At 67.7% G+C, this 14,056-nt stretch carries 13 protein-coding genes; 5 read left to right on the forward strand and 8 right to left on the reverse strand.

Annotated features, from left to right (window positions below):
• Nucleotides 1-110: 110 nt before the first annotated feature.
• Nucleotides 111-2,591, reverse strand: a complete 2,481-nt coding sequence (locus ACWETB_RS02320) for a UvrD-helicase domain-containing protein (protein WP_452208996.1) — start codon at nucleotides 2,589-2,591, stop codon at nucleotides 111-113.
• Nucleotides 2,592-2,934: 343 nt separating this feature from the next.
• Between ACWETB_RS02320 and ACWETB_RS02325 the strand changes: the two genes are divergently transcribed.
• A complete protein-coding gene (locus ACWETB_RS02325; RefSeq protein WP_452208998.1) occupies nucleotides 2,935-4,518 on the forward strand; it encodes a hypothetical protein in 1,584 nt (527 codons plus the stop codon).
• Nucleotides 4,519-4,527: 9 nt separating this feature from the next.
• Here ACWETB_RS02325 and ACWETB_RS02330 read toward each other — a convergent pair whose 3' ends face one another.
• Nucleotides 4,528-6,516 carry a hypothetical protein gene (locus ACWETB_RS02330; protein ID WP_452209000.1) on the reverse strand — a complete coding sequence of 663 codons (1,989 nt, stop codon included), beginning with the start codon at nucleotides 6,514-6,516 and terminating at the stop codon, nucleotides 4,528-4,530.
• A gap of 47 nt (nucleotides 6,517-6,563) precedes the next feature.
• On the opposite strand from ACWETB_RS02330, the gene ACWETB_RS02335 reads away from it, so the two are divergent.
• The gene (locus ACWETB_RS02335) at nucleotides 6,564-6,938 is read left to right on the forward strand and encodes a chorismate mutase (protein ID WP_449744230.1); all 375 of its coding nucleotides are present in this window, start codon (nucleotides 6,564-6,566) and stop codon (nucleotides 6,936-6,938) included.
• A 56-nt stretch (nucleotides 6,939-6,994) separates the two neighbouring features.
• Nucleotides 6,995-8,668: a glucose-6-phosphate isomerase gene (gene pgi / locus ACWETB_RS02340; RefSeq protein WP_452209003.1), complete on the forward strand. Its 1,674-nt coding sequence runs from the start codon at nucleotides 6,995-6,997 to the stop codon at nucleotides 8,666-8,668.
• 21 nt (nucleotides 8,669-8,689) lie between these two features.
• Here the strand turns inward: pgi and ACWETB_RS02345 are convergent, their stop codons facing one another.
• Complete coding sequence (locus tag ACWETB_RS02345) at nucleotides 8,690-9,226, reverse strand: hypothetical protein (protein ID WP_452209005.1); 537 nt, start codon at nucleotides 9,224-9,226, stop codon at nucleotides 8,690-8,692.
• A gap of 18 nt (nucleotides 9,227-9,244) precedes the next feature.
• Between ACWETB_RS02345 and ACWETB_RS02350 the strand changes: the two genes are divergently transcribed.
• Entirely contained in the window at nucleotides 9,245-9,925 is a 681-nt protein-coding gene (locus ACWETB_RS02350; protein ID WP_449744227.1) for a hypothetical protein, read from the forward strand.
• A 4-nt stretch (nucleotides 9,926-9,929) separates the two neighbouring features.
• Here ACWETB_RS02350 and ACWETB_RS02355 read toward each other — a convergent pair whose 3' ends face one another.
• From ACWETB_RS02355 to ACWETB_RS02370, 4 genes are read right to left on the reverse strand one after another with little or no spacing between them, the layout of a single operon-like run.
• Nucleotides 9,930-10,139, reverse strand: coding sequence for a hypothetical protein (locus ACWETB_RS02355; RefSeq protein ID WP_452209225.1), 210 nt, complete (start codon nucleotides 10,137-10,139; stop codon nucleotides 9,930-9,932).
• A complete protein-coding gene (locus ACWETB_RS02360; RefSeq protein WP_452209007.1) occupies nucleotides 10,076-10,819 on the reverse strand; it encodes an SDR family oxidoreductase in 744 nt (247 codons plus the stop codon). The genes ACWETB_RS02355 and ACWETB_RS02360 overlap by 64 nt, the downstream gene beginning before the upstream one ends.
• 17 nt (nucleotides 10,820-10,836) lie before the next feature.
• On the reverse strand, nucleotides 10,837-11,607 hold the full coding sequence (locus ACWETB_RS02365) for a N5-glutamine methyltransferase family protein (RefSeq protein ID WP_452209009.1): 771 nt from the start codon (nucleotides 11,605-11,607) through the stop codon (nucleotides 10,837-10,839).
• 14 nt (nucleotides 11,608-11,621) lie between these two features.
• The gene (locus ACWETB_RS02370; protein WP_449744224.1) at nucleotides 11,622-12,524 is read right to left on the reverse strand and encodes a DNA-formamidopyrimidine glycosylase family protein; all 903 of its coding nucleotides are present in this window, start codon (nucleotides 12,522-12,524) and stop codon (nucleotides 11,622-11,624) included.
• A gap of 25 nt (nucleotides 12,525-12,549) precedes the next feature.
• Between ACWETB_RS02370 and ACWETB_RS02375 the strand changes: the two genes are divergently transcribed.
• The gene (locus ACWETB_RS02375; protein WP_449744223.1) at nucleotides 12,550-13,293 is read left to right on the forward strand and encodes a 3'(2'),5'-bisphosphate nucleotidase CysQ; all 744 of its coding nucleotides are present in this window, start codon (nucleotides 12,550-12,552) and stop codon (nucleotides 13,291-13,293) included.
• Nucleotides 13,294-13,299: 6 nt separating this feature from the next.
• Here the strand turns inward: ACWETB_RS02375 and cobF are convergent, their stop codons facing one another.
• Nucleotides 13,300-14,055, reverse strand: coding sequence for a precorrin-6A synthase (deacetylating) (gene cobF, locus ACWETB_RS02380; protein ID WP_452209012.1), 756 nt, complete (start codon nucleotides 14,053-14,055; stop codon nucleotides 13,300-13,302).
• Between the last annotated feature and the right edge of the window lies 1 nt (nucleotide 14,056).

The following is a 14,056-nucleotide window of genomic DNA, read 5'->3' on the forward strand; positions in this document are numbered from 1 at the left end:
ACCGGAACGTTGACAGCGCTCACCGGAACGTTGACAGCGCTCACCAAAGCGCCGTCAACGTAAGGCCGAGCGCCGTCAACGTCCTGTAGAGCGCGGTCAACGGGGCGCGGCTATAGCTTCTCCCCCGGTATCCCACCGATGGTCAGCAGGGTCATCCGTCCGGTGTTGCCGCCGTAGTCGATGACGACACGCTCGGTGGCGCCACTGCCCTCCTTGGCGACGACCTTGCCCATCCCGTACTTGGGATGATTGTGGCGGTCGCCCACCTCGAGGTGAATCTGCTTGTTACGCCCGCGATTCGGGTCGGCGGAGAACGACGACCGGCCCAGGCCACTGCGTCCCTCATCCCGGCCGAACACGCCGCCGGAGGAGCCGAAGCCACGGCCGCCCCGCTTCTTCTCGGTCTTGCGCCAATCCACCAGGTGCTGCGGAATCTCTTGCAGGAAACGGGATTCCGGATTGGACACCGGTTGGCCCCAGGACGCCCGGGTGAGCGCACGACTCAGGTACAGCCGCTCCTTGGCGCGGGTGATCCCCACATAGGCCAGGCGGCGCTCCTCGCTGAGCTCGTCCGGGTCGCCGAGTGCCCGCAGATGCGGGAAATGCCCGTCCTCCCAACCGGTCACGAAGACCACCGGGAACTCGAGGCCCTTCGCGGTGTGCAGCGTCATCAGGGTGACCACGCCCTCACCCTCGTCGGGGACCTGATCGGCGTCGGCGACCAGCGACACCCGCTCCAGGAACGCCGCGAGCGATCCGGGTGCCGGCTCACCCTCACGCAACTGCGCGCGCTCGGAGTCGTCATCGTCGTCGAGGTCGTCCGCCTCGGCTGCATCGCGACTGAATTCGATTGCCACCGAGATCAATTCGTTGAGATTGTCGAGCCGGGCCGCGTCCTGCGGATCGTTCGAACCCTCCAACTCGGTGCGGTAGCCGCTGCGGTCGATGATGGCGTCCACCAACTCGCCGATGTCGGCTCCGTCGCCGGTCGCGTCGACGACAGCGGCGTCCGGGTCGTCCGACTCGGCGTCACCGAAGGTGGTGAGGAAGTCGTTGCGCAGTCCCTCGATGAGGTCGACGAATCCACCGATCTGTTTGACCGCGCGGGTGTTGAGAAGCGGAACCCCGCCCTGGGCGCCCTCGATGAGTGCCTGATAGAACGAGATCCCCCGGTTCTCCGAATGCACCGCCACACAGGCCTCGGCGCGATCGCCGATCCCGCGACGCGGCGTGTTGAGAATGCGGCGCAGACTCACCGAGTCCTCCGGGTTGGCCACCACGCGCAGGTAGGCGACGACGTCGCGCACCTCCTTGCGCTCGTAGAACTTCGTGCCACCGACCACCTTGTACGGGATCCCGTGGCGGACGAACACCTCTTCCAGGGCGCGGGAGCCGGTGTTGGTGCGGTAGAAGACGGCGATGTCGGAGTAGGTGTTGGACTGCGCGCCGCCGATGGTGTGATCGGTGAGCCGCTCGATCTCGGTGGCGATGAACATCGCCTCCTCGCGATCGGATTCGGCCACATAGCCGACGATCAGTTCACCGTCACCCGAGTCGGTCCACAGTCGCTTGTCACGACGGTTCGGATTCTGCGCGATGACCGCGTTGGCCGCCGACAGGATCGTCTGGGTCGAACGGTAATTCTGTTCCAGCAGAATCGTTTCGGCATTGGGGAAGTCGCGCTCGAATTCGACGATGTTGCGGATGGTGGCACCGCGGAAGGCGTAGATGGACTGATCTGCGTCGCCCACCACACACAACTCCGACGGCCCCACAGCCGACTCGTCGTCGTCACGCCCGACCAATTCCCGGACCAACACATACTGTGCGTGGTTGGTGTCCTGGTACTCATCGACCAGTACGTGCCGGAATCGACGACGGTAGTACTCGGCAACCGACGGGTGACTCTGCAGCAGTGCCACCGTCTCGCCGATGAGGTCATCGAAGTCGAAGGCGTTGGCGGTCTGCAGGCGCCGCTGATACTCCGCGTAGATCTCGGCGATCGTGCGCGCGGTGGGTTCGTCCCCGGCTGCGGCGTGCGCGTCGTCGGGGGCGATCAACTCGTTCTTCAGATTCGAGATGCTCACCGCCACCCCGCGGGGACTGAACTTCTTCGGGTCCAGATCGAGATCGCGGATGATCATCCCGAGCAGGCGCTTGGAATCATCGGAGTCATAGATGGAGAAGTTGGAGTTGCGGTTCTCCAGGAGCCCGGACTGCGCGCGCAGGATGCGCACACAGGTGGAGTGAAATGTCGAGACCCACATGTAGGCGGCGCGCGGTCCGACCAGATCGATCACCCGCTCACGCATCTCGGCGGCGGCCTTGTTGGTGAAGGTGATCGCGAGCACTTGCCCCGGGGTGACGTCACGGGCCGCGAGCAGGTAGGCGATGCGGCGGGTGAGCACCGCGGTCTTGCCCGAACCGGCACCGGCCACGATGAGCAGCGGCGGGCCGCTGTGCAGGACCGCGGCCCGCTGCTGTGGGTTGAGCCCGTCGAGCAGACGGGCAACACGGTCGTCGGCGGCCGCACCCGCGGAATCGGGCCGGCCGGGAGCGACTCGGGCGGGGGGAACAGAGCTGGTGGTCATCGGTAGTTCAGGCTACTCCGGGGCTCCGACAGGACTCGCGGGGGCGAAATCGTCACGATCCCGCCGATTCGCCATGCGGCAAACCGGACACCGGTCGGTGCGGATACGATGACGGAGCACTGCGGGGGGCGTCGATGCGAGATCGGTCACCTTCTGCCACCGCCAGGGAGGTACGAGCAGGAATGTGGTCGCATCCGGATCCACCCGTCGCCGGGCTGCGGCAGTCATTCGGTCGTCGCATGCCGGGTGCCGGTGATGTCCAACTCGTGCTTGACTCCACCCGAATGACTCTGGATGGTCCACCCGTCCGCCGGCCGATGCCGACTGCACAGGGAAGCGAGCTATGAACACCTCGAAGATCACTGGCCTGGTACTCGCCGCCGTCGGCGCAGTCGCCGTTATCATCGCGCTCATCTTGTCGTTCATCCCGTGGGGTATCGAGGGCTCCGGCGGCCCGACCGCGGCCTTCGCGGCACAGAACGACCTGGACGACACCGCGTTCCAGTACGGCACCAGCCCGGGAGCCAAGTACAGCGGTTCGCTGACGCGGACCTACTCCGACGGCGACGTCGTCAAGGTGGAGTTCACCGATCTGATCGTCACGCTGTCGGAGAACGCCAGCGGGACGATCACGGTCGACAATCAGCAGGCCGAGTACACCCAGATCGGCAACTATTACTTCGCCAAGGGGCCGACGGCCTTCTGGAACGGCATCCTCACCGAGCAGCAGAAGGAGAACCTCGACCTCGGTCCGGTGGACAACAAGTGGGCCAGCGCCGAGGCCGCGTTGCCGAAGCTGGGATACGTGCTGTCGCCGAACATCCTGGCCGGGCGTCTCAACGCCGACCTCGTCGATGCCCCCGACCTCGGCGCACAACTGTCGACGCCGAACAAGGACACCCCGGACGCGCGGTTCTGGCCGACCTCCGATCCGCCGATCACCGCCATCGGTGACAACCAGGTGAAGACCGGCGAGTGGACCATCACCTTCGATCCGTCGACCAAGGCCATCACCCACATCAAGGGCTCCTACAAGGTCGAATCGACGACCACCGCCATCGACGCCGATGTGACACCGTTGCCGTTTGCCGAGGTGTCCTCGGTGTTCACCGAACAACATTCCCTGGTGGCCGATCTGACCTCGGTGCCCATTCCGGGCCTGCGGATCGACGACGTGCCCGGCGGTCAGGCCGGTCAGGTGGGCTGGAAGCAGACCGGTGGCTGCACCACCGCCGCATGCGGATACGACTTCACCGTCGGCGGTACCCCGAAGGCGGGCTCCGACGGCCGGCCGGGCCACGTCAACTACGGATTGAAGGTCAACTTCGAGGTCAACGATCTGCCGGCAGGTGCGCTCGGCGGTACCTGCACCCCGGTGGTCCGCACCGACTTCGACCGCACCGCGGGAACCCGGTGTACGGCCACCAACCTCGGTAGCGGCGACGGCAGCATCCGGCCCAACGTCACCTACACATACCTGCCGTTCCTCGACTACACCGCCGACCGGCTCAACTCATACATCGATGACAACAGCACCGCCACCCAGCGCCAGTTCACGATGGTGCGCACCGGGGCGAAGAAGCCCGAGGCCGCCGATTATGGCTTCAGCGTCGCCGCACTGCCGAGCAGCTACGCGGTCAAGGCCGGCGACTATCTGTTCGACGGATACGGCCCGGCGGGCGACTACCTGGTGTCCTTCGCCGAGGGGTATGCCCAGCACGTCACCGGAACGACCTTCGATTCGAGTTGGCCGGGTACGCAGACGTTGCGTGATCAGATGCGCCGGCAGGTCGAGGCCGCCGGTGACAACGGGACCATCGCGTACTACGCGGCGGAGCAGTCGACCACCGATGCCCTCAAGGCGATGGTGGCCGAGGCCGGGTACGGCGACAAGATCCTCGTGTTCTACAGCGAGCCGGAGGACTGACCGACTCGCCTATTGCCCCAGCAGCCGGGCGTCGACGACCTCACCGACCCGGCCGTCGCCGGTATGCAGTGCCAGCCCCGGGGTAATCGGTGCGATCGCGACGGCAGTGCCCCGTCCGTCGAGCTGGACGTAGACGACGTGCAGTCCGGCCTGGACGGGGACCCGCACCGCCGGGCCGCCCTGCAGTGACAACTCGACCGTGCCCGCCGCGTTGGCGCAATAGCCGAGCGCGACGGTCCAGCGCCACTGGATGAGCGGGCCGTCGAGTTGCAGGCGGTCGGCACCGGTGAGCTCCGGGCGGGCGCAGGTCCCCGACCCGGCCGCGAATGTGCGGCGCGGGGTGACCGCGCCGGGCGTGAGGTTCCCCGCGGTGTCGAGTACCGAGAGCTTGTCGGTCCACGAGCCGAAGTCCGGGCGGTCGGCCAGCCGCCCGAACGTCGCACTGATCTGGTTGTACGGATAGGCAACGGGCAGAAGCACTTCCAGCGGTAGTGCCTGATCGAACATCGGATGGTTGCGGTTGGCGGCGAGCGATTTCTTCGCGTTGGCCAGGTACGGACCGGTCGGGTCGTCGCTCCACGACGACTGGTACGACGCCGTCGAGATGAGCGAGGACGCGACGGCCAGCGCAGCGAGCACGGCCACCCCGACCGCCAGGATCGGCCCGCGCTCGGAGTGCCGATCCCGGTCGAGGTCGGTTGTCGCCGCCTCGTGTCGGTGCCGACGGGTCGACCGGGCCGGTGCCGCGATCACCAAGGCCAGCGCGGCGACGATCACCAGCGCGGAGTCCGGCAGGTACCGCATCGTCTGAGCCAGTTCGAGGGCGGTGTTGGCCGAGGACCGGTTCCACATCACCGGGACCTGCGCGATCACCACGTAGAGCGCGGCACAGACGAGCACGGCGATAACACCGCGACGGGCGCGCACCGCCCACACGGTGAAGGCGGCCACCACCACCCACCCGGCCACGATCATCCACACCGCGGGGAAGCCCATCGGCGGGCTGGGGATCCACCGTTCCCAGTCCCACGGGCCGCCGACCAGCGACGGGACGACGGCCCGGTTGATCGAACGCCAGACCAGCTGGGCGGTCTGCGACAGGGAGTGCGCGCCGGCGGTGGCATCCGACACCGACAAGAACAACAACACCCACGCCACGAAGATCGCGCCGAGAGCGGCCCACAATGCGCGGGCCCGGACGACTGCGATCCCGAGTGGCCCCAGGTGGGCGTCGCGATCCGGTTCGTCGTCGGGCGTCGTCGGCGGTGATGTCGGCCCCGGTGAGGTCGGCGCCGGTGACGATGTCGGCGAAGCGAACCGGGCGACCAGCACCGCGACCACCAACGCCACCGGCACGATGTACAGCGATTTCTCGAAGAACGCCAACGCGACAACGAAGATCACCGCGGAGCGGATGACGATCAGCCGTCGGCGACGTGGAGTCGGATCGTCGCGCACGGCGATCACCGCGTCGGCGATGATCCACGCCATCGCCGCCTGGAACGGCAGCGAATTGAGCCCGGCCGACCACCAGATGAAGGCCGGCACGGTCATCGGGGTGACGAGGTAGAAGGCCAACGCGCCCAGCCCCGCCAGGTCGCGTGTCACATCGCGCGGTCCGTCGGCGGATGCGAGCAGCACCCGGATCATCCGCCACACCGCCAGCGATGCGAGTGCCTGAAGGATCACCAGGGTGAGCGCAGGCGCCACCCACTGCACCGGCGCCACGACCGTGGAGATCCCGGCGACCAGGAAGGCCGCGGGCATGAAGTGACCGTCGTGGCTGTTGCCGAGGAACTCCCACGACAGGATCGGCATGGTCGAGGCGCGCCCGATGAGGATCAGGTCGTCCCAGTAGAAGTTCCCGGTCGCGACCAGCCAGCCGCGCACGACGAGCTGCGCGATGATCAGTGTGAACGCGGCGGGCATCACCAGGGCGGCCAACCGCGCAGCGGTGGCAGGTGCGGGGGCGGACGGCGACGTCACGGCACTCGGCATGGCGACCAGTGTCCCTGGCGCGGCGAGCGCGTGGCAAAATCGGCACGATGACCGACCCCAGCAGCCAGCCGTCGCCCGGACCCCGGGTGCCCGGAGCCCAGTCGAGCGGCACGGGCGCTTCGTTCGCCGATTCGATCGACCTGTCGTACTACGAGCTGTCCGCCGATGTCTCCGAACTCTCCGACGACATCGATGTGCTGCGGGGCGAGATCGATCGTCTCGACGCGATCATCCTGGCCGCGGTCAAACGTCGCTCGGCGGTGTCGAAGAAGATCGGCGCCGCGCGGATGGCCTCCGGCGGACCGCGTCTGGTGCACAGTCGCGAGGTCAAGGTCCTCGACCGGTTCGCCGAACTCGGCCAGGAGGGGCACACCCTCGCCATGCTGTTGTTGCGCCTCGGACGGGGCCCGCTCGGCCGCTGAGGTCTCCTCCTCGGGAGGTGTCGCGGGGCTCGGCATCAGCACATAGGGTGGTGTCCATGAGTGACCTCGATGGCACCGAGCACGACATCACCGCAACCCCGTCCTGGCAGGCCCTGACCGCACATCAGGATCACGTCGCGTCCATGCATCTGCGGGAGGTGTTCGCCGCCGACCCGGACCGCGGTCGCGAACTCGTCGTCGACGTCGGCGATCTGCACATCGACTACTCCAAGCATCGCGTGCTGCGCGAGACGCTGGAACTGCTGTTCAGCCTCGCCCGCGACGCCGGCCTCGAGGACAAGCGCGACGACATGTTCGCCGGCGTGCACATCAACACCTCCGAGGACCGCGCGGTCCTGCACACCGCACTGCGCCTGCCCGCCGATGCCGAACTCGTCGTCGACGGTCAGAACGTGGTCACCGACGTCCACCAGGTCCTCGACGCGATGGGCGCCTTCACCGACACGCTACGCAGCGGAGAATGGAAGGGCCACACCGGAAAAGCCATCACCGACGTCGTCAACATCGGTATCGGCGGCTCCGATCTGGGGCCGGTGATGGTGTATCAGGCGTTGCGGCACTATGTGGATTCGCCGATCCGGTGCCATTTCGTGTCCAACGTCGATCCCGCCGACATGGTGGCCACCCTCGACGGCCTCGACGCCGAGACCACTCTGTTCATCGTGGCGTCGAAGACCTTCAGCACGCTGGAGACGCTGACCAACGCAGCCGCGGCCAAGCGGTGGCTGCTCGAGGCGCTCGGCGCCGGCGAGGATGCGGTCGCGAAGCACTTTGTGGCCGTGAGCACCAACGCCGATCGGGTGTCGGCGTTCGGTATCGACACGGTCAACATGTTCGGTTTCTGGGATTGGGTCGGCGGCCGGTACTCGGTCGACTCGGCGATCGGACTGTCGGTGATGGCGGCCATCGGCAAGGACCGATTCGGTGAGTTCCTGCACGGCTTCCACCTGGTGGACGAGCACTTCCGCACCCAGCCACTCGAGCAAAACGCCCCGGTCATCCTCGGCCTGATCGGCTTGTGGTACTCCAACTTCTGGGATGCCCAGTCACGGGTGGTGCTGCCCTACTCCAATGACATGGCGCGATTCGCGGCGTATCTGCAGCAGCTGACGATGGAGTCCAACGGCAAATCGGTGACCGCAGACGGCCATCACGTCACCGCCGACACCGGCGAGGTGTTCTGGGGCGAGCCGGGCACCAACGGCCAGCACGCGTTTTATCAACTGCTGCACCAGGGTACGCGGATGATTCCGGCCGACTTCATCGGATTCGCCGATCCCACAGACGATCTGCCGACCGCGGACGGCACCGGTTCGATGCACGACCTGCTGATGAGCAACTACTTCGCACAGACCAAGGTTCTCGCCTTCGGCAAGACCGCCGACGAGATCGCCGCCGAGGGTGTCGCACCAGAAGTGGTGCCGCACAAGGTGATGCCGGGAAGTCGGCCGTCGACGTCGATCATGGCGCCGACACTGACGCCGTCGGTCATCGGCCAATTGGTCGCTCTGTACGAGCATCAGGTGTTCGTCGAGGGCGCCATCTGGGGGATCAATCCCTTCGACCAGTGGGGCGTGGAACTCGGCAAGACCCAGGCGATGGAACTCCTCGGCGTGATCACCGAGTCCGATGCGCCTGCGGCACTAGATGATTCGTCGACCGACGAGCTGGTGCGCTGGTACCGCACGCACCGGGGCCGGAAGGTTTGAGACTTGCCGCTCCCGCCCGGTTCAGTCCCAGCTAGCCGAATCGAAGACCTCGTCGGGAATGACGTCACCGGGTTGCAGATCGAGGGCCTCGATCCGCGCCATCAGGGCGGCGCACGAGGCGATGTGGGAAATCAGATCGGCGGGTTCGGCGGCACGTTCGGCCGGGTCACCACCGATGAACTCGGGGACGGTGGGCGGCACACACTGACCCAGCGCGAGATCGTCGACACCGGTGGCCTCCCGCCACGCGTCGAAACTCTCACCATCCACCGCCTCGGCGATGTCACCGTCGGCGATCGCGGCCAGCACCTCGTCGACGGTGGCCAGCGGACCCGAACTCCCGCTGGAGGCGTCGAATCCGACGACCGTGTCGGCGTCGAGTGTCTCGTCGTCGGCAAGGGTGAAGTACACGATGCCGCGCCAGTCGGCGGCGAAGGCGGCGAGGTCCTCGCGCCCGAAGACATCGCGCAGCAATTCGTTCACGCTCCCGGTCACCTCCGACGAACCGAAGACCTGAAACACCCCATGGGCCACCACCTGACTCGTCGTATTCGACACATCGGCTACCTTACGCAGGTGACCACGTCTGCGCCGTCCCCTTCCCGGGGGTGCTCACGCATCCTCGGCACGGTACTGGCCGCTGCCGCGCTCGCCGTGACCGCGACCGCCTGCTCGTCGTCGACCCCCTCGTCGGCGCCGGGCACATCGTCGTTCCCGACATCGGTGCCCGTGTCGGTTCCCGCCGGTGCCCCCGCACGTACCGGGCCCGGCACGACGCTGGACTTCGGCGACTCCGCGGTGCTTCCCGTCAACGCCTTCGCACCGTCCGGGGCGACCGCGATGTACACGGTCACCGGGATCACGCCCGGTGAGGGCGTCCCGGACACCTCGACGCAGGGCGGTAAGGCGTACTTCGTCTACCTCACCGTCACGTCGCTGGCGGCGCGTCCGTCGCCCGCTCCCGGGGTGGTCGGGTTCGCCGGCAGCCCGGACGGCCATACCGCCGCGCTGACGCTGCCGCCACCCGTGCCGTTGACGGCATGCGCCAACCCGGAACCGCCGGAGACGATGAAGCGCGGGGACTCGTACGCCACCTGCCTGGTCGCCTACGCCGACGCCGACCAGGAACTGACGAGTGTCATCTACTGGGCCGACACCACCGGCGATGAGGGCTTCGACTTCAAGTCCTCGCCGGTGCTGTGGGGGACGCCGGTCGTCCCGTCGGGCAGTTCGACGGCACCGTCGGCGCCCGCCTGACAGCTCAGTCGTCGATTCCGAGCACTACGACGTCGCCGGTCGCCGGCAGCAGATACGCCGTCGCCCGCCAGTCGTCACCGGTGAACGCCGCGTCGACCCCCGCTCCGCCGAGCACTTCTCCGGCCGGGAGGTCGGTGGCCAGTTCGAACCTCAGATCATCCGGCGGGTGATCGCCGACGGCAGGAACTTCAGGGCCGCGGCGATCGGCACCCACGGCCACGACGGCACCGGAGCGTAAGCCTTCTCGGCCTCGACGGCTGCGACCATGGCGCGCACACCGTCGTCGGTGTCGGCCATCAGTGAGGTCTTCACGCCCCGGTTGATGTCGGTTTCGATATAGCCGGGCAGCACGATCGACACCGTGATCGGTGAGTTCGCGAACTCCGCCTGCAGGCCCTGTCCGATCGCGGTCAGTCCCGCCTTCGACGCCGAGTACGCGGTCTGTGCCTTCGGCATGCCGCGGATGGCGCTCATCGAACTGATCAGGACGAGGTGGCCGTGATTCTGTGCGCGGAAGATCTCGAGTGCGGCCTCGGCCTGCGCGAGCGCGCCGATCAGGTTGGTCTGGATGGTCTCGATGTTGGCGTGCATCTTTCCGGTGCCCAGTGGCGCACCCTTGCCGAGGCCGGCGTTGACGATGACGCGGTCGAGGCCGCCGAGGTCGTCCCGCAGTTTCCCGAACGCCACGGCCACGGTGTCGACATCGGTGACGTCGAGTTCGGTCAGCGCCACATGCGCGGCCGCCGGCCGCAACTCGTCGGCGAGGGTCTCGAGCCGATCGATGCGGCGGGCCGCGAGCCCGAGGGACCGGCCCTTCGCGGCGAACTCGCGGGCCATCCCCTCGCCGAGTCCCGAACTCGCGCCGGTGATGATGATCTTGTTGCGTGCACTCACATCGGCCAACCTACCGATCACCACCGCATCACGAGTACCGCGGTCTGGCCGTCGGGTCCCTCGATCACCTCGGTTCGTGCGTCCGGGGCGAGTGCGGCGGCCGCGGGGACCTGCGCGAGATTCATCTCCAGCGCCAGCACGCCGTCATCGGCGAGATATCCGGACGCGGCGGAGACGAGCTCGCGGATGTGATCGAGGCCGTCGGCGCCCGCGGTCAACGCGGCACGGGGTTCGTGGTCGGCCGCTTCGCGGGGCATGAGGTCGATCGCCGCGTCCGGGACGTAGGGCGGGACGGCCGCGATCACGGTGACGGCTCCGACGCAGCCCGTGGGTAGCCCCGACAGGCCGTCGCCTCGATGAACGTGACCGTGTCCCAGCAGGTTCTGACGCGCGTACCGCAGCGCCCGGTCGTCGATGTCGGTCGCATGGACGTCGGCCTCGGGCAGCCACGCCTGCGCGGTTGCCGCGATCGGGGCGACCCCGCTGAACGCCTCCACGATGAGGGGGTGCCGGACGGTTGCCCCGCGCGCGATCGTCACCGCCGCGAGCACCTCGGATCGCTTGCGCGGCACGAAGACACCGGGGCCCACCGAGAGGCGTCGGCCGGCGAATTCCACCCAGCCAACGATGTGCTCGAGTGGTTCACCGGCGATGCGACGCGCGACGAAGCGCTCGAGTTCTCCGGTGTCGCGGGCGGATTGGCGCAGTATCGTCGCCTCCTCCTCGGCGAAGACACATCCCGCCCGACGCAACGCGGCGACCAGCGAATCCCGTTGGTGCGCCGCCACTGTCGTGCCGGCTCTCACTTGAGTAGTCGGGACATGCGACGGTCGGCGAGGATCTTGCCGCCGGTTTGGCAGGTCGGGCAGTACTGAAAGGAGCGATCCGCGAAGGACACCTCGCGGATCGTGTCACCACACACCGGACAGGGCAGACCGGTACGTGCGTGCACCTTGAGTCCGGTTCGCTTCTCGGACTTGAGCTTCGCCACGCCCTGACCTTCGAGCCGGCCGATGGCGTCGGTGAGGACGTCCCGCATGGCCGCGTACAGGGTGTCGACCTGTTCTGCGTTCAGGGTTTTCGCCGACGCGAACGGTGACAGTTTGGCGGCGTGCAGGATCTCGTCGGAGTAGGCGTTGCCGATGCCGGCCATGACCCGCTGATCGGTGAGGACGTTCTTGATGCGTCCCGTCGCGCCCGCCAGGATGTCGGCGAACTCGTCGCGGTCGAGCGCCAGCACGTCGGGCCCGAGGGTGGAGATGCGTTCGACGTCGGTGATGTGGCGGACGATCCACACCGCGAGACGTTTCTGGGTTCCGGCCTCGGTGACGTCGAAGCCCTCCCCACCGCCACCGGCGGCCGGCATGCCGCAGTGCACCCGGAGCGCGATGGGGCTCTTGCCGCCGGGGCGCAGCGGCCGCGGCGAGAGGTCGTCACTCCAGCGCAGCCAGCCCGCCCGGGAGAGGTGGATGACCAGGTTGATCACCGGTTCGGGGTCGTCGGGCGTGCCCGGGATTGTGCGGATGATGACGTACTTTCCCACTCGGCCCACCGATTCCACGGTCCGGCCGACCAGGGCGGTGTACGGCGGATCGGCGGTCTTGAGGACCGACAACGACGCGACGTCGACGCGGCGGATCGGCAGTCCGGCGGCACGACCGTCCACGAAATCGGCGATCGCGGCAACCTCGGGCAGTTCGGGCATGGCTCCAGTGTGCTCTAGTAATCAGATGAGTTCCGCTCTTTCCGACGCCGAGTTGGCCGCTCGTATCGCGGCGGGTGCCGGTGAGATCCTGCTCGGCGTGCGGTCCGGCGGTCTTCTCGGTGGTCGGCTTCTCGGTGATGCGGGTGATGCGCTGGCACAGGCGTGGATCGGGACGGTGCTGCAGCGTCACCGGCCGCGCGATGCGGTGCTGAGCGAGGAGGCCGTCGACGTCGGCGACCGGATGAGCGCCGATCGTGTCTGGATCATCGACCCGCTCGACGGCACCAGCGAATTCGCGGCCGGCAGCAGTCACTTCGCGGTGCACGTCGCCCTGACCCGGCACGGCGTGGTGACCGATGCGGCCGTATCCCTGCCCGCGACCGGCGAACTCTTCCGCACCGACACCGTCGATCCCCCGCCGACGCAGCCCTCCGGCCGGATCGCGACGTCGCGCTGGGGAACCAGTTACGAGGTGGCGGTGGTGGCGCAGCGTCTACATCTGCACACGACGCCGATCGGGTCCGCCGGGGCGAAGGCGATGGCCGTGGTCCGCGGCGACGCCGATGCGTACGTGCACTCCGGCGGGCAGTACGAGTGGGATAACGCCGCACCCGTCGGGGTCGCGCTGGCCGCCGGTCTGCACTGCAGTCGCCTCGACGGGTCGGAGATCGTCTACAACCGGCCGCAGCCGTACATGCCGGACTTCGTCATCTGCCGGCCCGAGCTCGCCGCGCCCATCCTCGACATCATGGGTGAGACCTGGTGGTGAGACCACTCAGCCCTTGCGGATGAGGTAGATGTCCATGATCCAGCCGATCCGCGCGCGTGCCTCGGCACGCGCGCGGACGATCTCGTCGGTGACGTCGCCGACGCGGCCGGAGATGAGGATCTCGTCGGCCGTGCCGAGGTAGGCACCCCACCAGATGTGGTCGTCGGCATCGGCGGTGTACCGGAACGCGAGATCGGCGTCGAGCATCACGATCTGGTTGGTGTCGGCACCCGGCGGGGTGTCGGCAAGCCGACGCCCGGTGGTGAAGTGGATCGGTTCGCCCACGCGGTTGGCGACGATTCGGTGCGCGGCGGTCAAGGCGCTCGCACTGGTCACGCCGGGAATGACCTCGACGGCGACCGCGAGGTCGTCGCGGGCGGCGAGATCGTCGACGATGCGCAGCGTCGAGTCGTAGAGGGCGGGATCGCCCCACACGAGGAATGCGGCGATTCCGGTGTCGGGAACGTGCTCACCGATCGCGCCGGCGATCACCTCGGCGCGGGCGGCGTGCCACCGGCGGACCTCGGCGTCGTAGTCGGAGGGGTGCCGGTCGCGCGGCGGATCACCGATCTCGATGAGCGAATAGCCCTGTGGCGCATGCCTTTCCAGGATGTTGCGGCGCGCATCGAGCAGGCCGCCCTTGCTCGTGCCCTTGTCGAGAGCGAGAAAGGCATCGACGTCGGCCATGGCCTCGATGGCCTGCAGTGTGATCTGTCGTGGGTCGCCGGGTCCGATACCGATGACGCGGATGGTGACGTGCATA

The organism is Gordonia sp. NPDC003950, assembly GCF_053605205.1.

Coding starts and splice junctions, on each gene's coding strand:
- ACWETB_RS02320 (WP_452208996.1), bottom strand. CDS start 2,591: ATGACCACCAGCTCTGTTCCCCCCGCCCGAGTCGCTCCCGGCCGGCCC.
- ACWETB_RS02330 (WP_452209000.1), bottom strand. CDS start 6,516: ATGCCGAGTGCCGTGACGTCGCCGTCCGCCCCCGCACCTGCCACCGCT.
- ACWETB_RS02335 (WP_449744230.1), top strand. CDS start 6,564: ATGACCGACCCCAGCAGCCAGCCGTCGCCCGGACCCCGGGTGCCCGGA.
- ACWETB_RS02325 (WP_452208998.1), top strand. CDS start 2,935: ATGAACACCTCGAAGATCACTGGCCTGGTACTCGCCGCCGTCGGCGCA.
- pgi (WP_452209003.1), top strand. CDS start 6,995: ATGAGTGACCTCGATGGCACCGAGCACGACATCACCGCAACCCCGTCC.
- cobF (WP_452209012.1), bottom strand. CDS start 14,055: ATGCACGTCACCATCCGCGTCATCGGTATCGGACCCGGCGACCCACGA.
- ACWETB_RS02370 (WP_449744224.1), bottom strand. CDS start 12,524: ATGCCCGAACTGCCCGAGGTTGCCGCGATCGCCGATTTCGTGGACGGT.
- ACWETB_RS02375 (WP_449744223.1), top strand. CDS start 12,550: ATGAGTTCCGCTCTTTCCGACGCCGAGTTGGCCGCTCGTATCGCGGCG.